This is a genomic window from Pseudoalteromonas sp. SR44-8, from assembly GCF_014163635.1.
GTDB lineage: Bacteria > Pseudomonadota > Gammaproteobacteria > Enterobacterales > Alteromonadaceae > Pseudoalteromonas > Pseudoalteromonas rhizosphaerae.
Genome location: NZ_JACJDS010000054.1, coordinates 1 through 26,962 on the forward strand (window position 1 = coordinate 1; position 26,962 = coordinate 26,962).

Sequence of the window (26,962 nt, forward strand, 5' to 3'; positions counted from 1 at the left end):
CTGGCGAGGATCATCAATTGATTCGAAATATTTAAATAGTTGAATATCAGCCATGGGGGCTCCTGAAAAAGGAGTATAAGATCATACTTTTAAGTCAAGGTAAAGTTCGTGATCTTGCCCTGATCCAGTCCCTTTACCTATTGGTTTAGTTGTGAAAAAAGGATCAAAAATACTATTTAGCTTATCAGCTGGGATCCCACAACCATTATCACTAATTGTTATATAAGCATTGTAAGAGTCTTGTGTTGTGGTTACAGCTATCATTCCTACAGAATTACTTAGCGACTGCGCAGCATTGATAAAAATATTTAGAAATACTTGATAAAGCTGGGTTGTACGACCTATGAGCTTTATTTCATCTGCGCAATAGTATCTTTCAATTGTTGCATTGTATTTTATTTGATTCCAAGCAACTCGTAGAGTGTTTTCTAACAAACTAGTGAGGTTGATATCATCTATTTTTGTTTGATTTGGATGAGCAAACAGTTTTAGGCTCTGAACTATTTCTTTGACTCTATTCGCACCTTCTTTCATTTCACTTAAAATATCACTGGTATCTTGTGTTAATTCATCAAATTGATAGTGTTCTAGCCGTTCGTTGATAGCGCGTGCACTTTGAAATTGCGGTTTTACTAAATCTTTAATCAAATTAGTGTGCTGCTGTATATTATGGGCTAAGTTCTGAATGTTACTGATAACGTAGCTTAATGGGTTGTTTATTTCATGAGCAACGCCTGCGGCCATTTGTCCTAATGAAGCCATTTTTTCTGAGTTGATTAACGTTTGCTCTATGTTTTGCTGCCTTTGCTGTAGACTTTTTTGTTCAAATTGTGAAATTGTATTACCAGTGAAGCTAATAAATTGCTGAAGTAAACTCACGTCTTTTTGATTAAAAGCACCTTGTTTCTCAGAAAAAACAAATAATTGATATTGTTTTTTATTTGTTGTTACTGGCGCAGTTAATAGTGAGTGTTGTTGTTGCCAAAAAAGGTCATCTATTTGCCACTTAGTGAGTTTACGTAACTCAAATATATTTTTTATGTTGGGCTGTATCGACAAAATAGCGATTAATTCAGGTAATACTTTCTCTGCATTTTCCTTTGATGCTTTTAGCATAGAGTAGGATTCAGTATTAGGATTATATTTGACTAATATTGCTGCTGAAAAAGATATTGTTCGTTGTAATATAGAGAAAAAATCTTTAAATAACTCATCAGTAATTGAGCTTGCTAATATTGCTTCTAGGCCATTTAATATTAGCGTATTAAAAGCCCCTGCTTGCTCTAGAGCTTTATTTTTCATTTCCAGTTGATGAATCCTTTCTAATAGCTGTTCATTATTTTTCATAGTATTTACCAAATATAATTAAGTTACTTTCTATTTTTATAACTATCGAAGTAGCTTACGTCGCGAAAATGAAATTCTGTTGTTAAAGGAATGTGTGCAAGTTGTAATTCTTGCATTATGTACTTATTTAATCGTCTATAAGCACCAAAAAAAATAAGAACAGCTCCTATTATTATGTCAGCGCTAGATACCACTAAACGAATAATCGCAGATACTTTTTGTGTTAATTGATGTTCGCACTCTTTATTTTTTTATTCTGGATGCACTTAGTTTCAATCGAAAACATTTTCAACCTTTTTTAATATTCATAAATACTGTTGGTGTCCTTATTGAGCTTAATATCTCGTCATGTTTCTGTCCAATACGTTGCCGATGAAATATTCAGCCAGCGGCATTTAGTTAGATGTTTAAGTTACCTTAATATTCAAGTTGCAAAGTGCGCCTGTTGTTGTCTTTGGGTGTACCAATTTTAATGTCAGGCTCTACTTGTATAGCAATAATAGCCCTTCTGTCTCATTTGTCGCAATAGTAATAAAGCTGTGCTACGATTTAAATAGATTGATACTAAGTTGTTGTGTGATGTTAAAAACGTTAAAGCCAAGTGAGATAGCCCGCTACTGCGATGTACACCAAAGAACCGTTAGTCGCTGGATTGCATCCGGTGAATTAGTTGGTCATAAATTACCTGGACGGGGCAATTACCGTGTTCAAGTTTCTGATTTTATAAACTTCCTTAAGAAGCAGAACATGCCAATATCGGATAGCTTATCTTTGCAGAAACAAGTACTAATTATTGATGACGAGGTCAATGTTCGTTCAAGTATCAAGCGAACCTTAAAAAAACAAAATTTTAGTATTATTGAAGCTGCCAGTGGCTTTGAAGCAGGGCTTTTATTGCAACAAAAGAACCCTGATCTGATAACGGTTGATTTACGTATGCCTGGTATAAGTGGGTTAGAAGTTATTCGTATGATTCGTGCGCAGGAAAGATTTTCAGATGTTAAAATTCTTGTTATATCAGGGGTACACGAAGAAGAGTTAAAGAATACGATTGTAGTTGGTGCGCATGGTTATCTTTGCAAGCCGTTTACTAGCGATGAATTAATAAATATTGTTAATAAATTAGTTAATAAGTAGCCGTTGATGCAGAGGTAGCAAATAATGATAAACACTATTCTTCTGGTTGATGATGAATTGAATGTTTTACGATCGCTTAAGCGACTGTTTGTTCGATCGGGTTTTGATGTTGCAACAGCATCAAGTGCAGCAGATGCTCTTGAATATTTGAGTACTAATCGTGTAGCAGTCATAGTTACCGACTTCAGAATGCCGGTTATGGATGGCGCTGAGTTTTTACTTGAAGTGAAACAAAAATGGCCTACTACAGTTAACTTGGTACTTAGTGGCTATGCAGACTTTAAATCAGTCGTTGAATTACTCAATCAAGGTGTAGCCTTCCGTTTTTTGGAAAAGCCGTGGAGTGATGATGATTTATTAACAAATATTCATCAAGCACTGGTTGAATTTTCAAAATATCATTTTCAAAAAACACGAGACCAGATACTTTTGGGTAGTGTTTCTCCCTTGATTGAAGTTACTGATAAAGGAGTAATCGGTCGCTATAATGGTTATGCAAAAAAAGTTATCCATAATATCGAACAACTTCAAGGCAGAAATGTCTCTGAGTTATCTGCGACGTTAAAAACAGATGTTATCGATGCTTTTTTTGCAGAGGAAAGTCCAACACTGTTTCTTAATTATTTCGATGTGTCTGCAACGGGTGAAGAAAAGGAAATAATAATAGAGCGATACCTATCGGATCAATTTGCTCATCTTCTCAAGCTTTCTTTTGGGGGAGCTTGTCCGAAAAATGAACTCAGGTTTAAAAAGTCAAGCCTTATGGCTGAACATGAATTTTGTGAGTTAGTCACTTCTTTTGAGCTAAATTCTCGACCTTGTACTGTCGTTTATTTAGGGGTCTTACAATTCTCATTATTGAATAATTTACTTAATCACCATGAAATTTACAGTCTGATACACGATATAGTTAATGCGATCGAAGGTGCGCTCACTGATGAAATAAAACTATGCCACTTTAATATGGACAGGTTTGTTTTATTGATCCCAAGAATTATGAATGACACGCAGCTATTAATCTATATGGAAAAAATAATAAAAAAATTCAATGAGTTACTTTGTTTAACTCGTGCTACAACAGATTTGAATTTATACGGTGTTTATGGTTTTGTGCCAGAAGATGGTATTTCCGGGAAAGAACTTATCAATCAAATGCGTCTCAATATGGGGCATCAGATAGTTAAACAACACCGCACTATAACTAGGTTTGACCCAGATTTAGTAGCTGATTATAAAAAAGAGTTTGAGCTGAGCAGAATGCTGCTTACTGCTATTTCTGAAGAACAATTAACACTACGTTTTCAGCCTAAAATTGATTTATCGTCTCAAAAAGTTGCCGGTGCTGAGGTCTTAGTCCGATGGTATGAGCCAAAAAAATATGGCTGGGTGTCACCTGCTCAGTTTATTCCAATAGCAGAATGTGATGGCCAGATCATTGAATTGGGGCGATGGGTGATTGAAAAAAGTTGCGAAGCACTTAGCCGTTGGATGAAAGAGGGGATTGAGTCTTGCCCTCTGGCAATTAATGTATCTGGTAGGCAGCTAAAAGAAGACAAAGGTTTTGTTGATTTTGTTCTTGAATGTGTAAAAAAACATCACTTACTCTCATCACAACTTCATTTTGAATTGACTGAAACATACCTAGTTGAGGATATTGCTGGATGTCAACAGCAACTCTCAGAATTAAGATCTCATGGTTTTGAGATTTTAATTGATGATTTTGGTGTTGGCTATTCGTCACTTGCTTACTTATCTAAACTGGCGGTTGATGCACTTAAGTTAGACAAAGTACTAATTACAGATCTCGATTCATCAATTGGTATGCAGAGCCTAGTGCGTAATATTATTCGTATGGCCCATGAGCTAAAACTTAAAGTGATCGCTGAAGGTGTAGAAACGCCCTTTCAGTGTTCTAAATTAAAGACATTAGGTTGTGATTATGTGCAAGGTTTCTACTTTTCAGTACCACTTGAAGAAGATGATTTCTGCGCATTTATACAATCAACTAACAAGATAATTACTATATGACATCAGTGACCGTGGTATTGTTAGATGATGATGCGCTGTTACTGAAAGCTTTACAGCGGACAATTATTCGCACATTTCCTAACACAATAGTACTTGTTGCCAATGAATTAGATGAGTTTTGGCAATTATTACAAGACAACCCCGATGTGGATTTAGTAATTAGTGATTACTTGATGCCTCATATGAATGGTTTGGATGTGCTTGAATTATGTGTTGCTAGGTATCCGTATCCGGTAAGAGCATTACTAACTGGGGATATGACAAACACAACAATAATGCGTCAACCTAATTTAGTGCATGCGTATTTAAGTAAGCCTTTTAGCGGTGCAGACATTACTAGTTTATTAAATAATGTTGCCGAGCTAAAGAGTTTACCATTTGAAAAACATGTTCGTCGTCAGTTAGGGGCGATGATGATTTTTCCTGTTTGTCCTATATTTCTCCAAAAGTTACAAATAGTATTGAGTAGCGATGATTATAACTTACATCAAATAACCACCATAGTCTCTCAAGAGCCTGTTATTACAGCTAAATTACTTCAAATTGCTAATTCAGCTTATCTTGGTTTTCAGCGACAAACATCTTCTATAGATGAAGCCGTATCTAGGATTGGCTCCACTATGTTATTAGCGATTGTTACTTCTTTAGCAATGTCGCAAGCAGTAGGTAATGTATTACCTACTCGTGTGCACGAAAGACAGCTTGAAATAGCGTCTAATTACGCAGGCTGTGTAAAAACATTTGCTGAGCATGCTGGGTTTAATCGAAAAAACCAAGAATTACTTTTTTCTGTCGCAATACTTAGCTTTGTCGGTAAGGTTATTTTGCTTTGCGGGGATCAAAGTCTAGCGCAAAGCTATGATGAAGGTATCAACACGGATGATTTAGCTCATTATCAAAGTGTCTCTGCTTATGTAATGAAATTGTGGGGTTATGATAGTCGAATATGTACTTTATTGATGAGCTGTAATGACTTAAATGGCATAAAAGAAGCCAAGCTTAACGAAATAAATCAGCTACTTTACATAGTCAGGAAAATTTTATTTAGTGCATGCTCAGTAGATAATTTACAAGTTTTATTAACTGATAAAAATGTTGATATTAATTTGACGCAAGCATTAGCTAGTTTTGATTGGAAAACATACCTGATTTCTTACTAGGGAGTGTTGATCTTTCATGATTCAAATTAGCTCTATCTAGGGGCGCTTCAATCGCGGCATTAGCATGATAACTTAGTAGACTAAATAAAAACTAAGTAAAGCTAGCGCATTCTGTTATCGGCTTTTCTCTAAATCCATGTAAGTAATGAAAAACCAATTTGTTCTAGGCAGAAATTTTGAGCTGCGCGTTTTTTAATTTTTTATCAATTATTTAGTGATACAACCACATTGCACAGGCACTGTATCAGCAAAAAATATACTGCTGTAAACTTAACCTCGAAAGACTTATACCAATCGTGTTAAGTTACTGACCATTTATAGCGACAGATAAATACAGTGATAACAAGGCGTAACTTTTGACATGTAGTTGTTCTACTTGAAAAAATTATAACGCAGTTAGCGCTTTATTTAGCTCGCTAGAATGGTTAAATATTTAAGTCGATTGGTATTACACGCTACAGATATTTTAACCTTTCGATTTTATTACTTAGCATCATTTATTGTGGTTATTAATAAGGCTTAATAAGTGATGGGATTTTTATAGTGATCTCAGGTTATTTGAAAAGGAAGTGCTCGATAATTTTTTGTAAAAAGCCAGTTAATAATTTAGCTGTGGGGTGTAAGGTAAATAAAATGCTTGTATTTTGCTGCAACTCGACGCTTATTGTGTTTGAAATTGTTGCGCCATAATTTATGTTAAGAAAATGGTTGCTATGATCGCGACGAACTATGACTAGATTACATCTCTCCTATATTAGCAAACCAGTCTGCAATTAACAGCTACGGGCATACTATTAGTCTACACTATGGTTAATGATTATCAGGGAAAAATTGAAATTGAGACTATCGTAAGTTTAGGTACATGTGTGCGATGTATTTTTCCAGTGTTGAGTGAGCGACCTTAACTCAGGGCAAAAACCATTTAACCAGAGTTAGGTTAAGTAATAATTTGCTTTTAAATTAGCCAATTGTTGGTTAGTGTAGGTATGAATTTTATAATAACTTGAGGGTGAATAATGCTTAATGAAAAAAGTGAATTGGTTCTTAGGGATTATCTAAGTCAGCACCCTGAACTAAAAGTGGTGAGTACTGACAGCGTGATTGGTTTTATCAGTGGGTTATTGGCGTGCTCGGAATTTTATGGCGAGTCAGAAATTGCCAATTATATTGCTGATAAAAATGACCCTATTTATACCCGATTAATGACAAGCTCAGCGGAGCATGACGCAATGATCACGCTGCTGGATAATGTGACCGAGGCTCAGGTCGCGCAGCAGCATATACTGGCAAGTATTTACCCTCATGGTAAAGATGCTAAAGAGCCGAGTGAGCAACTACAACAATGGTGTGTCGGCTATTTAGCTGCTTATATGGTGAATCAAGAAGTATGGCAGCATGACTTTAACTTTTTACTCAGTGCCGATAAACAGGTCGTTGAGAATCAGGCAGATGGACAGTTATTTATTGATAACTTTGAAGCGACGCTTAATTTACTAGCCACTTTTGCGATGTGGCCAGATTCGCTCAAAGAGCATCCAGAACCAGCGGTACTTAGTGAAGGCTTTGCACTACTGTATACTGGATTAGATGAAAGTCTTACTGGCATTGCATCCATGGCATTGATGCTAGAAGATGAAAAACTGGCTTTGTGGGAAGAAGAAGGCTAGAAAACATAGTTTTAACAACCAGCATGATTTGAATAATCATGCTTTTTTTTGTTTAAAATTCAATCAAAAACATGGAAAAGAAGAAAATTTAGCTAATTTTTGCATATATCGACCATTGTCGCAGTTAAATATGTTTCTTTTTATATGTGTATGTTGCTAGGATGTTCGTCAAGGCGTCATTATGTAAATGACGCTGCATTACACTAATTATAACTTTTATGAATTTACTTGTTTATTACTGCAATCGAGTAAACAGGTGAAGAGTCAACAGGGTCGAACAACACACATGACAATACTTCGTTTAAATACATTGGCTATCGCCGTAGGACTTGCATTTACCAGCTCAGCTGTCATGGCTGAAGACGCACAAGTTCAAGCAGAAAAAAACATAGAACAAATTTCCGTTTTAGGTTCACGGGTATCTAACCGCACAGCAACTGAATCTTCGTCACCCATTGATTTAATTGACGCTGATGATTTAAACAAAGGTGGCTTTACCGAGCTTGGTCAAAGCTTACAAGCTACAGCGCCATCGTTTAATTTTTCGCGTACACAAGTTTCTGACGGTTCCGATTTATTTCGCCCAGCAACATTACGCGGCTTACAGCCAGACCAAACCCTGGTTTTAGTAAATGGTAAGCGCCGTCATAATCAATCTATTTTTGGCCTTAATGGTACAGTTGGTGCAGGTGCTGCGGGTACCGATATGAATGCTATTCCACTTACGGCACTTAAAGGCGTTGAAGTATTACGCGATGGTGCTGCAGCGCAGTATGGCTCTGATGCTATTGCTGGGGTCATTAACTTATCACTGAATGATTCAACTGGTATAACAACTGGTTATGTACAATATAGTGAAACAGCTGAAGGTGATGGCGATACCATTTCAGCGGGTTTAAATCGCGGTTTTGATTTGGGCACAGAAGGCGGTTTTATTAATTTATCTCTTGAGTATCGTGATGCCGATGGTACTAACCGCGCAGAGCGCGATACAGGTGGATCGCTTGATGTAGAGCCAGGTACATTATCTGACAACGTTCGTTGGGGCCAAGGTAATTCGGAAAGTGAATTTACCTCGTTATTTTATAATATGGCATTGCCAATGGGCGACGGTGAGCTTTACTCGTTTGGTGGTTACTCTGAGCGCACTGCACTGGGTAACGGTTTTTACCGTAACTTTAACGAAGCATCTAAAAATGTTACTCAAGTATACAGTGATGGTTTTTTACCGCGCATTTATAACGAAGCACAGGATATTTCTATTGCGCTAGGTTTTAAAGGTGATATTAATCCAGATTGGAATTACGATGTATCGGCAGTTTATGGTGAAAACCAATATGACTTTACATCACGCAATACATTAAACGCTTCTTACGCGGCGGAGTATTTATTTAATAACCCAACGGCAAGTGATGCTGATATAGCAGCAAATGCAGGCCCAAGTGGTGGTTACTCAGGTGGTTTTAGGTTCGATCAAACAACAATTAACCTTGACGTAAATGGTATTGTGGACATTGGTCGCGGCGAACCACTCTATGTAACAATTGGTGCAGAGTACCGTAAAGAAAATTACCAGATAGTACCTGGTGATGAAGCTTCGTACGCATGTGGTTTAGCAAACATGGATACATCGTATCCATCAGTGAACGACCCTGAGCAATTTGCACAATGTGGCTTTCAAGCTTATAACGGTTTGCGTCCAGAAGCTGCAAATCAGAGCGACCGTAACAGCTACGCATTTTACGTAGATGTTGAAACTATGCTTACTGATGCATGGAACGTCAGTGGTGCACTTCGCTATGAAGATTTCTCTGATGCTGGAGATGACTTAATTGGTAAGTTAGCAACGCGTTATGAATTTAACGATGACTTTGCAGTACGTGGTGCGGTATCTACTGGCTTTAGGGCCCCTTCGCTGCAGCAAAGTGGCTATACAGCATTTACTACTAACTTAGGATCCGACGGCACGTTAACGCAATCATTTACTGCAAATACGGGCACTGCTTTCCCAAGTGCACTAGGTGTAGATAGCTTAAAGCTTGAGACATCGACAAACTACAGTGCTGGTTTTGTTTACGATGTCACAAGCGAACTTTCGTTAACGGTTGATTTTTACCGCGTAGAAATTGAAGACCGTATTACACTTGGCAGTTTATTAACGGCTGACGATGTATCGTTTAGCTCTGAGGCTGTTGCTGCTTTACAAGCAACCGGCGCTGTACAAGCTAACTACTTCTCGAACTCAGTTGATTCAACCACTCAAGGCGTTGATATAATTGCATCATATCGTACCTATGTAGAAGGCGGTAACTTTGGTGTTACTTTTGCGGGTAACTTAAACGATACTAAAATTGATGGTGTAAACGCAGCGGACGGCATTCCAGAATCGGTTGCATTTGATGATTTACAACGCAGCTTTTTTACCGACGGACAGCCTAGTGAACGAGCAACACTTACCTTTGACTACGAACGTGATGCATACACTTCAACAATTCGTTTTAATTACTTTGGCGAAACTGATGTAAAATATTTTGGTAACGACCATATATCATTACCGGGTGAGCTTTCGCCAACAGGTTCATTCAAACCAACTAGTACGGTTGAATCAGCAGTGTTAGTTGATTTAAATGTTAGCTACCAAATTAATGATATGTTTGTGCTTTCGGTTGGTGCCGATAACGTATTTGACGAAACGCCAGATGAACTAGGTGATGACGAAGTACTAAACTTTATCACCAATGGCGCATTTAAATACCCTGTACGTGCATTGCCTTATGGCTTTGATGGCAGAAGTTATTACGCAAAAGTAAGTTTTAGTTTCTAAATTTATAGTTGTTATTAAGCCCGCAAATAAGCGGGCTTTTTGATTTAAAATGCTTGTGTTTTTTTATATCAAGCATACAATCGCAAAACTTTTAAAGAGGAAAAATAAATGAGTAAACGTCGTTCTAAAGTGACTAAATCTACAACATCAGTAGATACAGGTCGGGGTGTTATTCGCGATAATGCATTAGCCGCATTAGTGACATCGAAAATTTTTAAACCACAAATTGTAGCTGCTAAAAAAGGTAAAGGTGCTTACAAGCGCAACAAAAAGCATGCAGGACAAGAGTCCTATTTAATCGCCGCTTAATGACGTTGTGATCAAATAGGGCTTTTGTTCTAAACGCTATTTTTTATAAAAAATAGCAAGCTCAGAAATTTTTATAAGACCTCGCTTAGATAATTTTTTTCTAATCGAGGTTTTTTGGTTATATAGTCTACCACCTTATTGTTTATACCTATTCACACTCACGTTTACGTTTTCGTAAAACTTGCTAGAGCCCGCGAAGATACTCACAAATAAAATGTAACCATAAATTAACCTTGTGTTCATATTTTGTGTGCGAAATTACCCATTCTTTAAACTGCATGGTTTTTATTTGATGTTAAATGCTGATAAAAAATATAATTTATAGTCCTTTTTGGTTAATAAAATGGCTGTTTTCTATACATCACATATCCAAATTAAGTTGACGTATGAGTTAACTGTGGTAGTTTTTAAACTGAGTTGTAAATTTAATGTTATATTTAACCCTGGGCGGAGGAGCTATGAGCTCACAAATGACAATAAAAAATGCTTTCAAACTAAGTGCGGTGTCACTCAGTTTTGTAGGCTTAAGTGTGCACGCAGCAGTCGACTGTAGTGTATTAACGCAATGGCAAACGGGTCAAACTCACAGCGGTGGCAGCCAAGTACACACACAAAATAGTGCATATGAGGCAAAGTGGTGGACACAATCAAACCCTTTAGAGAATTCAGGCCCGTGGCAAGAATGGAAACTTTTGGGTTTTTGTGACAGCGCTGTCACTGAGAATCAGGCACCCAATATTACAGTATTAACTCCTGCAAATAATTCTCAATTTGCCGATAAAGACAGCGTTGTCATAACTGCGCAAGCAACCGATGAAGATGGTTCTGTGACAAAAGTTGAGTTTTTTGTTGATGGTGCATTAATCGCAACTGATAGTAGCGCACCGTTTAGTACTAATTGGCCCGCGGTTGTCGGCACTCATCAGTTGAGTGCAGTAGCAACCGATGACGACGGCGCGCAATCTTCGCAAGTGATCAATACGATCAGCGTTACTGAAATCGTGGATCCGGTTAATCAAGCACCGGTGGCAACAATTAGTTTCAGTAGTTTACCAACAGAATTAACGGTTGGCTCACAAGTGGTGTTTGCTCTTGCAGGTACTGACAGTGATGGTCAAGTAACGGCACTTAACTTTGCGGTTAATGGTGCTGATGTGCACCAAGCAAGTACGGCATCAAGCAGTTATGCTTGGCAAGCAACAGCGCTTGGTCAGGCAACCTTTACGTTAACGGTAACTGATAACGAAGGCGCAACAGCCCAAGTAACAAAGGTGCTTACTGTTGTTGAAGAAAATACCGGACCAGTGACTGGAACTGATTGTCATCCGCAGGGGTTATATCAAACACCAGGTGTAAATACGCCGTATTGTACTGTGTATGATGCAGATGGTCGTGAGATAATGGGTGTTGATCATCCGCGTCGTGTAATTGGTTATTTTACCAGTTGGCGCAATGGCGCAAATGGCCAACCGAGCTATTTAGTAAATGATATTCCATGGGATAAAATAACTCATATCAACTATGCGTTTGCCCATGTTGATGCCAATAATAAAGTATCGATTGGCGATCCAAATGCAGCCGGTAATCCAGCTACAAATATGGAATGGCCAGGAGTGGTAGGTGCCGAAATGGACCCAAGCTTCTCGTATAAAGGTCACTTCAATCTTTTAAACAAATTCAAAAAACAACACCCACACGTTAAAACATTAGTATCTGTAGGTGGTTGGGCTGAAACGGGTGGTTTCTTTGATGAAACGGGCCGCGTTGAAAGTGGTGGTTTTTATACCATGACGACCAATGCAGATGGTTCAGTTAATCAAGCGGGCATTGATGCCTTTGCAAAAAGCTCAGTCGAGTTCATTGAGAAATATGGTTTTGATGGTGTTGATATTGATTATGAATACCCATCATCAATGAAAGATTCAGGTCACCCTGATGATTTCCCAATTTCAAATGCACGTCGTGCAGGTTTAAATGCATCTTACCAAGTACTAATGAAAAAGCTGCGCGAAGAGTTAGACCGTGCTGGTGAAAAAGCGGGTAAACATTATTTACTAACAATTGCATCGCCTTCTTCAGGTTATTTACTTCGTGGTATGGAAACATTCCAAACGGTTAAATACCTCGATTACGTTAACATCATGTCTTACGACTTACATGGAGCATGGAACTCGCATGTTGGCCACAACGCTGCCTTATTTGATACCGGTCTTGACTCCGAGCTTGCGCAGTGGAATGTATATGGCACTAAAGAGTTTGAAGGGATTGGTTATTTAAATACTGATTGGGCGGTACGTTATTTCCGCGGCGCAGTATCGGCAGGGCGTATCAATATTGGTATTCCTTATTATACCCGTGGTTTTAAAGATGTCAGCGGGGGTACTAATGGGCTGTGGGGGCAATCTGCACTACCTAATCAAGCAGATTGCGCAACAGGTACCGGCGTTGGCGAAAAGAACAAGTGTGGCAATGGCGCATTAGGCATTGATAATCTTTGGCATGATAAGAACGATGCAGGACAAGAAATGCCAGCAGGTTCTAACCCGTTGTGGCATGTTAAAAATCTTGAGAACGGCATTGTTGGTTCGTACTTAGGTGTGTATGGCTTAACACCAGAGACTGATGTTGATGATCAATTAACGGGTACTTATACACGTCACTATGACAGCGTTGCTGTTGCACCTTGGTTATGGAACTCAGAGAAAAAAGTATTCCTATCTATTGAAGATGAGCAGTCTATGGCAGCTAAAGTTGATTACGTAATTAACAATGGCCTTGGCGGTATCATGTTTTGGGAACTTGCTGGTGATTATGATTTTGACTCAGCAAAAGGTGAGTACTTCATGGGTTCTACCTTAACAACTTTGGCTTATGACAAGTTTAACCAAAGTGGTGTGGCGTACGACACTCATCCAGGTAATCCAAACTTTGTTGTACCAACTGAAGCGGTAGATGTAACGTTTGCAGCAAAAGACTTCCCAATTGGTGATGATAACTACCCAATTAGCCCAACATTTGCGTTTACTAATAACTCCAATATTGATCTAAGCGGTGCGAAAATTTCGTTTGATGTATCTGTATCAACCTCGGCTATTTTTAAATCTAACTGGAACGCACAAGAAAAATTGGGCATGGCAGTTGAAGTAAATGGCTCAAATGCAGCAGGTAACAACATTGGTGGGTATGAAAATGAATTCCACCGTTTTTCAATCACTCTGAACAATGAATGGGGCGGTCAACCGAAAGACTTCAGTGGTGGCAAAACAGTCAATGCGCAAGTTATGTATTACATGCCAATTACCGGTCCTAGTAACTTTACTATAGAAAAAGATGGCAAAGTTTACGCGTTCAAATTTGAATACCCACAATTGCCTGATGGAACTACCGGTGGCGGCGACACCACGGATCCTGGTAATGGTGGTGGCGATACATCTGGTATGTGTGAAGGTGTGGCTGTGAGCTCAATCCCTGTATATCCAAACTTCCCTCAAAAAGACTGGGCAGGCAATCCAAGCCATGCCGCAGGCGGTGACTTAATGGTTCATAACAGTGCCGTTTATAAAGCGAAGTGGTGGACAAGTTCTGAACCTGGAGCAACAGCTGACTGGACTAAAAGTTGTAGTCTGTAAGTAAATAATAGGGGCAAGTTTGCTTGTCCCAAAATTTCAGCTTTTCAAGGACAAAACAATGATAGCTATTAAATTTAAAACTTTATCACTCTCGGCAGTGGCAAGCAGCGTATTACTAACAATTATGCCAGCGCAAGTGAATGCTCATGGTTATATGGATAGCCCAAAAGCGCGGCAAGCTTTTTGCCAAGCCGATGGTGGGTATTGGTGGCCCGAAGATGGCACTAATATTCCAAACCTTGCTTGTCGTGCCGCATTTTTAGAGTCGGGTACAGTGCAATTTGTACAAGATATTGAGTTTTCAGTTAATACACCGGACTACTTAAATCAAGCCGCGGTAGAGGCTAAGGTACCAAATGGGTCGTTATGTGCCGGTGGTGACAACGCAAAGCGTGGTATGGATTTACCTTCGCCGCATTGGCAACGCAGTGATGTGGTACCTAATGCCAATGGTGAAATTCAAATTCGTTACTTAGCAGCAACGCCGCATAATCCCAGTTTTTGGCAGTTTTATTTAACTAAACCAAGCTTTAATGCAGCAACAGATGTATTGACTTGGGCTGACTTAGAGCTAGTTCAACAACATGAAAATATTGACGTTATCAAAGATACCGATGGAAAGCGTTATTACGAAATGAATGTTGCTATTCCACAAGGGCGCAGCGGCGATGCTATTTTATATAGCCGTTGGCAACGTATTGATGTGGTGGGGGAAGGTTTCTATAACTGTAGCGATATCAATATTGTGACAGACGCAGGGCCGACGGATCCGAGTGTTTGGTCAAGTGTTGGTTACTTTGTTCGTCAAGGACAAAGTGCCATTGCTGGTGACACTGTTTGGGCACGTTTATTTGATGAAAATGGCCAAGAGGTTATCAATCAGCAATTAAAAGTGACCGCTGCGAATCAAGCGAGTTGGCAGCAAGCACTGGCACAACAACTGAACTTAGATTATGCCCATTTAGTACAAATTGGCGTGCAAAATCAAGCCGGTGACGTGGTTTATAACAGTACTGATGTACTGACTAATCAAGTGTATAGCAGTAATGAAAATTACACTTATACCTTAAGTGTGCAAAGCGCTCCCACTAATACTGCGCCAATTGTACATACTTTGGATGATTTAGTTGTCGATGAAAACACCAGCACAGCCGTACACCTTCATGCTTTTGATGATGAACAAACGCAATTGAACTACAGCTGGTCAGTGCCAGCACCACTGAGCTTTACCGGTGGTGACGCAAACGTGGTGATTAGTGCGCCAGAGGTATCAACAAGCACAGATTATACCGTGTCGGTTTCGGTTTCGGATGGTCAATTAAGTACTCAAACTAGCTTTAAAGTCACTGTAAATGACAGCGTTATCACTGATCCTGATGTTGCTGCTTGGAGCAGTAGTGCAGTTTATCAAGCCGGTGACAAAGCCAGTTTCCAAGGTGTTGTTTATACCGCGAAATGGTGGAGTCAGGGTCAGCAACCTGATAGTTCTAATGCATGGCAAAGCGATTCACAACCGGGTATGAATAACGATTGGAATGTAAGTAAAGCCTATCAAAGTGGTGCTGAAGTAACCTATCAAGGACAGCGCTATAGCGCTAAGTGGTGGACTCAAGGTGATACACCTGGACAAGCCAATGTATGGACCAAACTTTAATCAGAAGCCTAAGTTTTGTAGTTCAAACTTATTAAATAATTAAATAATTAAATAAATAATGGATAAGAGAGAAATATGAATATTAAACAGTTAACAGCAGCCATTGGCGTTGCTCTATTTGCAAGTACAGCCGTTGCAGCACCGTCTACACCAAGTATTAATTGGGAACCGCAACAGTATTCTTTTGTTGAAGTGGATCTAGAAGGTAATGGATCATATAAACAACTTGTTACTCGTGTTGATGAAGTTGCTATCAACATTCAATGGAGTGCATGGAGCGGTGACGGTGGTGACAGCTACAAAGTTTACTTTGATGATATGTTGGTAAATGAAGGTACACTTGCTGCAGGTTCTAAGACCGGGACTATTTCTTTCCCTTATGACAAAGCTGGTCGCCATACATTATATGTAGAACTATGCGAAGGCGGTACTACTTGTGCACGCAGTGCTGGTAAGCCAATCGTGATTGCAGATACCGACGGCGGGCACTTAGCGCCACTGCCGATGGATGTTGATCCTAATAACCGTGATATTGGTACCAAAGCAGGGTTAGTGACCGGTGCTTATTTTGTTGAGTGGGGTATTTACGGACGAGATTATGATGTTACAAATATCCCGGCACAAAACTTAAGTCACATTTTATATGGCTTTATTCCAATTTGTGGTGAAAATGCATCATTAACTGGCAGCCCTAAACAAGCACTTGAAACAGCCTGTGCTGGCTCTGCTGATTATGAAGTGGTTATCCACGATCCATGGGCCGCTGTGCAAAAAGCATTGCCAGGTGTGGATGCAAAAGATCCAATCCGTGGTACTTATTCACAGTTAATGGCACTTAAGCAGCGTTATCCGGATCTTAAAATCTTACCATCAGTAGGTGGCTGGACGCTTTCTGATCCATTTGGTGGTTTTACTAATAAAGCTAACCGCGACACCTTTGTAGCATCAATGGAAGAGTTTTTAAGAACCTGGAAGTTTTACGATGGTGTTGATATTGACTGGGAATTTCCTGGTGGTGACGGCCCTAACCCAGATATTGGCGATCCGATAAATGATGGTCCTGCATACGTTGCGTTAATGCAAGAGCTGCGCGCTATGCTTGATAAGCTTGAAGCTGAAACAGGCCGTACTTATGAGCTTACGTCAGCAATTGGCGCTGGTTACGATAAAATTGAAGACGTTGACTACCAAGCCGCTAGCCAATACATGGATTATATTTTCGCTATGACTTATGACTTTTATGGAGCATGGAGTGGCGTAACTGGCCATCAAACTGCGCTTTATTGTGGTGAGCATATGAGCGTAGGGCAATGTAATGGTACGGGCGTAGATGAAAACGGTGAGCCACGTAAAGGCCCTGCTTATACAACAGATAACGCAATACAGTTATTATTAGAACAAAATGTAAACTCGAAAAAAATTGTTGTTGGTACTGCTATGTATGGCCGTGGTTGGGAAGGTGTTTATCCAACAGGTACCACTGTTGATGGTAACCCTATGACAGCAACAGGCTCCGGTCCATTAAAAGGCTCAACAGCACAAGGCGTGTGGGAAGATGGCGTTATTGATTATAAAGGCATCAAAACTCATATGATTGGTGCTGCAGGCACTGGTGTTAATGGCTTTGAAGTAGGCTACGATGACCAAGCGCAAGCTGCGTATGTGTGGAATCGCGCCACAGGTAAACTAATTACTTACGATAGCCGTGAGTCAGTGATAGCTAAAGGTGCTTATGTTAATCAATATAACTTAGGTGGGTTATTTGCATGGGAAATTGATGCCGATAATGGCGATATTCTCAATGCTATGCACGATGGCTTAGGTGGAGTTGTTACACCACCAAGTAATAAAAAACCAGTGTTATCAGTATCAAGCACTGTAACCGTGAACGCTGGCGAAAGTGTTTCTGTCAGTGCTTCAGCAATAGATGCCGATAATGATCCACTAACTTTTAGTTGGACTGCATCATCTGAATTAACGGTATCTGGTAGTGCTACAAATACATTAGCAATTACTGCACCTGACGTAACCCAAGACAGCCAGTTTACGGCAACCGTCAGTGTAACTGATGGCAAAGCAACGGTAAGCCAAAGTGTTGTGGTTAATGTCATCGCGCCAACAACTGGTGACAACACTGCACCGACAGTTGATGCGATTGCTGATATCACTGTTGAAGAAGGCGCTTCTGCAGCAGTAACGGTTGTTGCCTCTGATGCGCAAAACGACGCACTGACTTATACATGGAATGTCCCTGCAGGTCTTACATTAGTTGGCAGTGGTGCCAGTGTTAATCTTACGGCGGGCGCAGTCGATGCTGATACTAATTTGACAGTATCTGTGGCAGTAAGTGACGGCCAAGTTGCTACCACTCAAAGCTTTACTGTAACGGTAACTAACACCGATACAACGCCTCCTACAGGTGATACGTGGGATGTCAGTAAGGTATATGTTGGCGGCGATATTGTTGTTTATAACGGTATTACATACAAAGCTAAATGGTGGACTCAAGGTAATCGTCCTGATTTAGGTGGCGTTTGGGAAGCAACAACTCCACCAGTAGATGATACTGGTTCAGTAGTTTGGCAATCTGCGGCTGTTTATAATAGCGGTGATGAAGTAATGCACCAAGGCAATAAATACCAAGCTAAGTGGTGGACTCAAGGAAATGAGCCAGGCGTAGCAGGCGTATGGAAATTACTTTAATTAGCCTATTACCCAAGCCTACTTTGAGGTAATAAGGTTAATATGTAATTTACTTAAAGCAGCTTTCGGGCTGCTTTTTTTGGTTTTTCGAGTCAGATGCACCATACTGTAAAAAGGGTCTGTAATTTAACTAGGCTGTAGTTATCAAATACATTTATTTATTTCTGATATTATTGAGTCCAATTAGTAACAGCTGCGAAAAAACTCTGCAAGTAGGGGTGATATTACCTTGGCCACCATTTGTCTTTGATGGTGAGCAGGCTCTTACAGGAATAGATGTAGAGATCAGCCGTTTGGTGTTAAAGCATGCTGGATTCTGTAGTAAGTTTGTGCCTTTGCCGTCATCAAAGCGCGGTTTGGTCGAGCTTGAAAATGGCCGCGTGGATATATTAACTGCTGCGAGTTTCAATCAACAACGTGCCCAATATAGTCACTTTTCAACCCCATATAGACGTGAGAAAATGCGGCTGTTCTGGTATGAAGATACTAAGTATCTAACACACGATTTAGCCAGCCTGTTGGCGCAACAAAAAACCATAGCCGTAAATAATGGTGGTTATTATGGTAAAGAATTTGAGCAGCTAAGCAAAGTCACAAACAATAAAGATTTACTTGTACGAGTACCTTTGCTCAAGCATCGGCTATATATGTTAAAAGCTAAACGCGTCGATTTTATGATTGATGATGAAATATCTGGGTTATACCTCATAAGCCAAGAAAAAATCCCCGGTATTACACTGCATCCTTATGTTATTCATGATAATCCAATCCATTTTATGCTCAGTAAAAAAACGGTCACGATGGACAATGTGCGCTCCATTAATGCAGCGATCATTGATATGCAATCGAATATCAAGCAAATAATTGCCAGCTATACCTATTAATTAACTAGCTATAATTGATACCACTAAAGCTGCGCACGTTTTACTGTGTCTGAAGGGTTTTCGCCAAATAGTTGCTTATAGTCTTTAGCAAACTGGCCCGGATGCCAAAAGCCCCAATTGGCGGCAATCATTGAAATGGGTTTATTTTGTTGCGGATCACTGAGTTCACGGCGTATTTGGTTAAGCCGGGTCATGCGTAAAAAACGCAGCGGATTGATGCCTAAAATACTTTCAAAGCTGTATTGTAAAGTCCGTCGACAAACGTAGGTAAACTCACATAATTGGGTGATAGTCACTATGTTGTCTGGGTGATCGTGAATAAATTCTTTCGCTTTATCAACAACGTTTTTACGGTGTTTATAACTTGGGGTTACTTTTTGCTGGGGGAGTTGTGATTGCAGTAAATGCAGCACTAAACTTAATAAAATATCGTGTTGTAAAGCCGCACTTGCTCCACCGCCATTAGCATAAATGATTTGTTCAATGCATTCACGAGCACGTTGCAGTGTTTGTGGTGATGTTGTAATACGCGGTGATCCATGTTCACAAATGCCCTGAAGTGACAACCCTTGTCGCTGAGCAATTTGATGAAGCGTATCTTGATTGATCACCATGCCATAAATATTAAATTGCTCAGGGGTGATCAGCTCAAAGTTGCAATCACTTGGGCGGCACATTAATTGATTATCAGCGATGGTGAGACCGTTAATTTTACTGTTTTGTGCGTTTACCGGAATACCAAGCCATAACGCATTTGGCCATACTTTACACTGTTGTCGTAATGCGCACTGGGTATATTCTTTAAACACTTGCAAACCATCATAAGCCACTTCATCAATACAGCCATAAAAGCGGCCATCACTGACTTGATCATATTTTTGTTGCCAGTTTGTTAGGTTTCCCGCCTGCTGGTCCACATCGGTCGTAGCTAAAGTGCACTTACTTGGTGCATTTGTCGGTAAATTATGTTGCATAGTTGCGTATTACACCCCAGGCTAATTATTACAAGCAAACAGTAGTTGTCCGATTTTTAATTTTAACTATTTGATTTATATTGTTTAAATAACTTTTGCCAAAATTTGATAGTTGCTTGGTACGCTATAAGCTACCTTAAAAGAATCGTTGCACTGTTTATTGCTTTATTTATTGTTTTTTATTGTAGTAAAAGCAATAGCTGTGCCTATCCTTTTTAACACACATTTTGTCAGCAAGGTAAGTTTATGAGTAAATCGTATCGATACACGTTAGGAAGTAAAACCTACCAGTTTAACAATCTCGCACAGTTAATGGCTAAAGCGACCCCGCAGCGCTCTGGTGATAGCTTGGCAGGTGTTATTGCCAGTTCTGCCGAAGAGCGAGCCGTGGCACAAATGACGCTGGCAGAAGTCCCTTTAAAAACATTCTTGAACGATGCTTTAATCCCTTATGAAGACGATGAAATTACTCGGCTAATAATAGATGAACATGACTCTAACGCATTTGCAGCAATCGCACATTTAACGGTAGGTGATTTTCGTAATTGGCTGCTGAGTGATCACGCAACAAGCCATGTTTTAGCGACAATCAGAGCGGGTATTACCCCCGAAATGGCTGCTGCTGTTAGTAAAATAATGCGTAATCAAGATCTGATCTTAGTTGCCAAAAAGTGCCATGTCACGACTGCATTTAGAAATACCATTGGCTTACCTGGCCACTTATCAACACGCTTACAGCCTAATCATCCAACAGATAATGTAAATGGCATTGCCGCGAGTATTTTAGATGGGCTGCTGTATGGCAGTGGCGATGCCGTAATTGGTATCAACCCCGCGACTGATAATGTTGCACAAGCGATTAAATTAATGCGGTTAATGGATGATGTGATTGAAAAATACCAGATCCCGACTCAAAGCTGCGTTCTCACGCATGTAACTAACACTATTGAATGTATTGAGGCCGGTGCGCCGGTTGACTTAGTGTTTCAGTCTATAGGGGGGACTGAGGCGACTAACTCAAGTTTTGGTTTTAATTTAAATACACTTGCTGAGGCGCAAGATGCAGCACAAAGTTTAAAACGCGGAACAGTAGGCAATAATGTGATGTATTTTGAAACGGGGCAGGGCAGCTCGCTATCAGCAAATGCCCACCATGGGCTTGATCAACAAACGTGTGAAACCCGTGCTTATGCCGTAGCGCGAAAATTCAAACCGTTACTGGTCAATACCGTAGTGGGTTTTATTGGCCCGGAATATCTATTTGATGGCAAAGAAATTACTCGAGCAGGGCTTGAAGACCATTTTTGTGCCAAATTACTGGGTGTGCCTATGGGCTGTGATGTGTGCTACACCAACCATGCTGAGGCAGATCAAAATGATATGGACAACTTACTGACCTTACTCGGTGTAGCAGGGTGTTCGTTTGTAATGGGGATCCCCGGATCTGACGATATTATGCTTAACTATCAAACCACCTCATTTCATGATGCTCTGTATGCAAGGCGGGTATTAGGTTTGCGTCCAGCACCTGAATTCGAACTTTGGCTGGCAAAAATGAACATTATGACAGATACCCAGCAGCATATTTTGTCTGACACGTTACCGTCACAATTTGCGCGTTCTTTGAAAGCTTTAAGTGGTGGACAGCCATGAAAAACTCATCTCCCAAAACGGCACAGCAAATACAGCAACAACATCAAGATAATGGCAAAGTGGTGCATAACCCATGGCGGCAACTACGCAGCTTTACCGATGCACGCATTGGTTTAGGGCGCGCTGGGATCAGTCTTCCTACGGCTGAAATGTTGGCGTTTCAACTCTCCCATGCGCAAGCACGAGATGCGGTTAATTTTCCATTGGATTTAGCTGCGTTAAGTGAACAGCTAGAGGATTTTTGCGCGTCACCACTGCATTTACATAGCCAAGCCGTGGATCGCAATCATTATTTACAACGCCCTGATCTGGGTCGAAAACTGGATCAAGCATCGCGCGATCAGCTAAGCAATTATATGAGTAAATCGGCTACAGCCACTGAGTTACACCATGATATCGCAATCGTTATTGTTGATGGTTTATCGTCTTTAGCAGTACAAAAAAATGCCCATCCTTTTCTTGTTCAGTTACTGACGATACTGCGTGAACAACCAGAGCCATGGCGTTTGGCACCGATCAGCTTAGTTGAGCAAGGTAGAGTGGCGATAGGCGACGACATAGGTGAGCTCCTTAATGCCAAGGTGGTGCTGGTATTAATTGGTGAACGGCCAGGGCTAAGTTCTCCAGATAGTTTAGGGCTGTATTTAACTTGGCAGCCAAAAACAGGGCTGAATGATGCTTGTCGTAATTGTATCTCTAATATTCGTCCTGCGGGGCTGTCATATCAGGATGCAGCACAACGGACTTTATATCTTTTACAAGAAGCGAAACGTTTAAACCTGTCAGGGGTGGGGTTAAAAGATCGCAGTCAAGACGATGTGATAGAGCATCAAACGCAAACAACAAACTTTTTACTATCAGAATAATCAACAACGAAAACATAATGTAATTACAACAATAAATAGCAGGAGAAGATAATGTCAGATAATAAAGAGTACCTTGCAAAAAGACAGTTAAAACGAGGCTCCGCGGGATGGATTTTATTGGCGGGATTAGGAGTGTCGTATGTTATTTCTGGGGATTTTGCGGGTTGGAACTTTGGTATTGCAGAAGCTGGTTGGGGCGGCTTTGCTGTCGCCACAGTATTAATGGCGGTGATGTATTTAACTTTGGTTTTGTCATTAGCAGAAATGTCGGCGGCCATTCCGGCATCGGGTGGTGGCTATAGTTTTGCGCGTCAGGCAATGGGCCCTGCTGGTGGTTATTTGACCGGCTTGGCCGTGTTAATCGAGTATGCATTAGCACCCGCTGCGATTGTTATTTTTATTGGCTCGGCGGTCGAAGCGCTACTGGGTTTTAATGGTCCATGGGTGTATGCGCTGTTCTATATTGTGTTTATCAGTATTCATTTAGCGGGAGTGGGTGAAGCATTAAAAGTGATGATGGTGATAAGTGGCTTAGCGGTTTTTGCCATTATAGCCACTGCGATCGCATTATTTACACATTTTGATGTGTCGCGATTGTTTGATATTGCCATCACCGATGCTGCAGGAGCCTCCGAGTTTTTGCCCTTTGGTTGGTATGGCGTGTGGGCTGCATTGCCGTTTGCAATGTGGTTATTTTTAGCCGTTGAAGGCGTACCATTAGCGGCAGAAGAAGCCAAAGATCCAGCTAAAGACGTGCCAAAAGGAATTATAGGTGCAATGTTGTTTTTATTGTTTACTGCTCTGTTAGTCGTAGTATTGATCCCTGGTGCCGGTGGTGCCAGCGCAATGGGCGCTAGTGCCGTGCCGTTAGTTGATGCGCTAAACGTAACAGGGAATGCAAGCTTAGCAACAATCGTTAATATATTAGGTTTAGCGGGTTTAGTGGCATCGTTTTTCTCGATTATCTATGGGTATAGTCGGTTAGTGTTTGCGCTCTCTAGAGCGGGCTACTTTCCGAAAAGTTTGTCGGTTACAACTTCACGAAAAGTGCCGGCACGTGCCTTAATTGTGCCGGGTATTTTTGGCTTCTTAGCATCATTAAGTGGTGAAGGTGATTTAATGCTGGCGATGGCCGTGGTAGGCGCTACGGTTTCGTATGCATTGATGGCATTGAGCCATATTTTACTGCGTATTAAACAGCCTGAACTCGCACGACCTTATAAAACGCCAGGTGGCATGATAACCTCAGCAATTGCGCTGGTCTTATCTTTGGTGGCTTTAACTGGGGTATACGCGTTTGATCCTCGTGCATTCTTGTTTACTGTGGTGCTATTTGTGATCGGAGCGATTTATTACTTTGCATACAGTAGTAAGCACTTAGTCGCACACAGTGCCGATGAAGAGTTTGCTATGTTGGCTGAAGCTGAAGCCGCTTTAAGTGCAAAATAGTGATAGTTTAATGTTATCAATAGGCCGTTAGCACGGCCTATTAATAATGCAATTAACCAAGGCGGGTCACGTTTATTTTTATACGCCCAGCATTAGCGCCATAAAAACGCACCAAATCATTTGCAAAAGGCGTAAATTCTCCTGAGTGAGTCATTTTAAATTCACCCCCATCGGCAATCTCAAAAGCATCATTATCGCTATGGGCAATAGCACCAATTAAGGCAAACCAGTTTGCATGTGGTAAACGACGAAAGGGTTCGAGCAATGCCATGGGGATCTCTTTTACACCCAACTGTAGGTTATCTCGGTGCCAACCTTGTGGCCCACATTTTACGCCATCGTCATACCAAAGTTGTTCTGGGTAAGGGCTAAAGCGATAAGTAGCCCCTTGTTCAAGCATTAGTCCTGTTGCATTGTATTGCTCTGCGGCATAAACCAACACATCTTGGCTTTGGCCAATTTGTAACACTGACATGTTTTGATTTTTTAAAGCAATATGGGCAGACAAGCCGTTAAAACTGAGCGTAGTTTGATCTGCATACAGCAGTAGATAACTAAGGTTTTTTAAAGACTCGGGACGATAACTGGTTAATTGATTGATACGTGTAGCAACACTGTGGTGGATAATGGGTAACAGCTTACTTTGTTCGTCATCAACCAGCACGGTACATTCACGATCAATCAGTTTAAATAAAGGATTAAACCAAAAATAATTCTGTTGATGGCTTAACGCGAGAGGATCTGGGGTGATGGTCATATCATCTTGGGCGATAAAACTGTTTTGATCCGCAGGAAATAACGATGAATACTCGATTGCTTGACTAGTTAAAAAGGATAAAGCCACAGGCAGTTCAAGTAACCACTCCATTGCAAAGCGTAAGCAAATATCCGCCAGCCCATCTCGATAATAGCCACCACCGATATCGGAATGCGCGCCTGCAAACCATATTTCATGTACATTGTTTTGATGATTTATAAGGGTAGGTTCAAAAGCTCGACGCTTTTCATCCAGTGCCACACAATGCAGAGCCTGATTTATGTTGGTCGCTAAAGTATGGTTTTCAAAAATAACATGCTCAGCGCCTCGGGTGGCCTTGGTGACTTTGGATAAACCAATGGATGCCACAGTATCAAATACGCATAAATAAACGTTATTATCTATGAGCGGCTCTAAGCATTTTGCAAAACGTCGTGCTAACGCAGCGCCGCGACTAAAGCCGGTGAGTAACAATGTATCGCCAGTTTTGTAGTAGCGCTTAAAATCATTTATAGCATGATTTAAAATACTGGCAACATCGTCATCGCGTGGTGCGAAAGATTGATTGAGGAATCGCTTTAAACGACTTCCTTGAGTTCCAATACCTTGGTAATAGAAGCTAAGTTGATTAGTAAAAGGAGTAACGGGCTCGTTATTTAACTGGCCACCCATTAATAAATGAAGTTTGAGAATATTCGAAATGCTTGCATCTTCCTTAAAATGCGCAGAGCTGAACTGCTCAGCATCACGTGGCTCACTACCTGTGCCATCAAAGTTGAAAATCAGCGTTTTCGCGGTCATAGCATCATTCCTTTATGTGGTTTTTTATAACTTACAGGTAAATTATTTAAATTTGAAGACAATCCACTCAAATATGCAATAAGGATTTTTGTTATTTATTTTAGGCAATACTTTTTTATAGATTGAAAATAATATAGTCAAATGTAGTCTAAGCTTAAACAGTTGAAGCTCTGGTTTAGTTACAAAGTTCAAGTTGCCATTAAGCCTTAGGTTAAATAGTTAAGTTACGCAGATTTGCCTAGAGCAAATGTATTATTGTGTATCTTTAGGTAGGCATGATAAAAGGTATCGTGTTGCTATGACTAAATTTTTTATTATTTTGCTGTTATGCATACAAAGTACTGCTGCGCTTTCTAATTCAATAACACAGCCTTTAGTAGGATCTCATAATGAATGGCCTCCCTACATATTTGCTGATGGAACGGGTATGACTACTGAGCTTGTACGTGCTGCATTTTTTAGCCAGAATATTGCATTCGATATTAAAATAGCGCCATTTAGTCGTGCAATGCGAATGTTAGAAAATAATGAAATTGATTTGATCCCTGCATTATGGTGGACAGAAAATCGTGCTAAAACAATTTTATTTAGCCAGCCCTACTTTACTAATGAACTTAGCATAATTAGTAATACTAAGTCGCAGCTTGATTATCAAGGCCCTCACAGCCTAGAAAGCTTAACAATCAGTACAATTAGAGGTTACGGATATCATGAGTATTTACAGTCTATTGATAGGCTTACAATCGTTCCTTTACTTAATGTCCATAGTTGTCTTGAGCATGTAAAAAAGCATCGCGCTGATATTGCTCTGGTTGATAAATACGCAGCATGGTTCGAAATGAAAAATAATGGTTACTCAACAGAGCTAACAATTTGGCAACCAGCTTTAATTAAGCACCCTCTTCATATAGGGATCAGTAAAGAGCATCCCGATGCTGAATATATAATAACCTCCTTCAACAAAGGGCTAGAGCAAATAAAGCGCTCAGGTGAATATGATGAAATATTAGCCCGTTACGAACATCTAGCCTCAGCACAGCCAGAGTAACTAATAAAAAAAATAAAGACACCCACTTAAATAAATAAAGACACCCACTTAAATAAATAAAGACACCCACCT

The 26,962-nt window shown here is 40.3% G+C and carries 17 protein-coding genes; 14 read left to right on the forward strand and 3 right to left on the reverse strand.

Going from position 1 to position 26,962, the window contains the following annotated elements:
* Positions 1–81 precede the first annotated feature (81 nt).
* On the reverse strand, positions 82–1,347 hold the full coding sequence (locus tag H5183_RS20025; RefSeq protein WP_182732537.1) for a sensor histidine kinase: 1,266 nt from the start codon (positions 1,345–1,347) through the stop codon (positions 82–84).
* 579 nt (positions 1,348–1,926) lie between these two features.
* Between H5183_RS20025 and H5183_RS20030 the strand changes: the two genes are divergently transcribed.
* The 10 genes from H5183_RS20030 (at position 1,927) to H5183_RS20075 (ending at position 19,342) form a co-directional block, all read left to right on the forward strand.
* Positions 1,927–2,484, forward strand: a complete 558-nt coding sequence (locus tag H5183_RS20030) for a response regulator (RefSeq protein ID WP_145239825.1) — start codon at positions 1,927–1,929, stop codon at positions 2,482–2,484.
* A gap of 24 nt (positions 2,485–2,508) precedes the next feature.
* Positions 2,509–4,512 carry an EAL domain-containing protein gene (locus H5183_RS20035; protein ID WP_182732538.1) on the forward strand — a complete coding sequence of 668 codons (2,004 nt, stop codon included), beginning with the start codon at positions 2,509–2,511 and terminating at the stop codon, positions 4,510–4,512.
* Positions 4,509–5,672 (forward strand): HDOD domain-containing protein, encoded by a 1,164-nt coding sequence (locus tag H5183_RS20040; RefSeq protein ID WP_182732539.1) that lies wholly within the window; start codon positions 4,509–4,511, stop codon positions 5,670–5,672. Before H5183_RS20035 ends, H5183_RS20040 begins: the two co-directional genes overlap by 4 nt.
* Before the next feature lie 1,016 nt (positions 5,673–6,688).
* Complete coding sequence (locus H5183_RS20045; protein ID WP_182732540.1) at positions 6,689–7,339, forward strand: UPF0149 family protein; 651 nt, start codon at positions 6,689–6,691, stop codon at positions 7,337–7,339.
* Between the two features lie 286 nt (positions 7,340–7,625).
* Positions 7,626–10,163, forward strand: a complete 2,538-nt coding sequence (locus H5183_RS20050) for a TonB-dependent siderophore receptor (protein WP_182732541.1) — start codon at positions 7,626–7,628, stop codon at positions 10,161–10,163.
* 108 nt (positions 10,164–10,271) lie between these two features.
* Complete coding sequence (arfA, locus tag H5183_RS20055) at positions 10,272–10,472, forward strand: alternative ribosome rescue factor ArfA (protein WP_149981958.1); 201 nt, start codon at positions 10,272–10,274, stop codon at positions 10,470–10,472.
* A 458-nt stretch (positions 10,473–10,930) separates the two neighbouring features.
* Positions 10,931–14,101 carry a glycosyl hydrolase family 18 protein gene (locus H5183_RS20060; RefSeq protein ID WP_182732542.1) on the forward strand — a complete coding sequence of 1,057 codons (3,171 nt, stop codon included), beginning with the start codon at positions 10,931–10,933 and terminating at the stop codon, positions 14,099–14,101.
* Between the two features lie 58 nt (positions 14,102–14,159).
* Positions 14,160–15,755 carry a lytic polysaccharide monooxygenase gene (locus H5183_RS20065; RefSeq protein ID WP_182732543.1) on the forward strand — a complete coding sequence of 532 codons (1,596 nt, stop codon included), beginning with the start codon at positions 14,160–14,162 and terminating at the stop codon, positions 15,753–15,755.
* 75 nt (positions 15,756–15,830) lie between these two features.
* Positions 15,831–18,458, forward strand: coding sequence for a glycosyl hydrolase family 18 protein (locus H5183_RS20070; protein WP_182732544.1), 2,628 nt, complete (start codon positions 15,831–15,833; stop codon positions 18,456–18,458).
* Positions 18,459–18,631: 173 nt separating this feature from the next.
* Positions 18,632–19,342, forward strand: a complete 711-nt coding sequence (locus H5183_RS20075; protein WP_182732545.1) for an ABC transporter substrate-binding protein — start codon at positions 18,632–18,634, stop codon at positions 19,340–19,342.
* 23 nt (positions 19,343–19,365) lie between these two features.
* Here H5183_RS20075 and H5183_RS20080 read toward each other — a convergent pair whose 3' ends face one another.
* A complete protein-coding gene (locus tag H5183_RS20080; RefSeq protein WP_145239807.1) occupies positions 19,366–20,316 on the reverse strand; it encodes a helix-turn-helix domain-containing protein in 951 nt (316 codons plus the stop codon).
* Positions 20,317–20,562: 246 nt separating this feature from the next.
* Between H5183_RS20080 and H5183_RS20085 the strand changes: the two genes are divergently transcribed.
* From H5183_RS20085 to eat, 3 genes are read left to right on the forward strand one after another with little or no spacing between them, the layout of a single operon-like run.
* The gene (locus H5183_RS20085; protein WP_182732546.1) at positions 20,563–21,969 is read left to right on the forward strand and encodes an ethanolamine ammonia-lyase subunit EutB; all 1,407 of its coding nucleotides are present in this window, start codon (positions 20,563–20,565) and stop codon (positions 21,967–21,969) included.
* Positions 21,966–22,835, forward strand: a complete 870-nt coding sequence (gene eutC, locus H5183_RS20090; protein ID WP_182732547.1) for an ethanolamine ammonia-lyase subunit EutC — start codon at positions 21,966–21,968, stop codon at positions 22,833–22,835. Before H5183_RS20085 ends, eutC begins: the two co-directional genes overlap by 4 nt.
* A gap of 51 nt (positions 22,836–22,886) precedes the next feature.
* A complete protein-coding gene (eat, locus tag H5183_RS20095) occupies positions 22,887–24,284 on the forward strand; it encodes an ethanolamine permease (RefSeq protein ID WP_220496357.1) in 1,398 nt (465 codons plus the stop codon).
* Between the two features lie 52 nt (positions 24,285–24,336).
* On the opposite strand, the gene H5183_RS20100 is transcribed toward eat, so the two are convergent.
* Positions 24,337–25,842, reverse strand: a complete 1,506-nt coding sequence (locus H5183_RS20100; protein WP_182732548.1) for a DUF2235 domain-containing protein — start codon at positions 25,840–25,842, stop codon at positions 24,337–24,339.
* A gap of 298 nt (positions 25,843–26,140) precedes the next feature.
* Between H5183_RS20100 and H5183_RS20105 the strand changes: the two genes are divergently transcribed.
* Positions 26,141–26,890, forward strand: coding sequence for an ABC transporter substrate-binding protein (locus H5183_RS20105; RefSeq protein ID WP_182732549.1), 750 nt, complete (start codon positions 26,141–26,143; stop codon positions 26,888–26,890).
* The last annotated feature ends 72 nt before the right edge of the window (positions 26,891–26,962 follow it).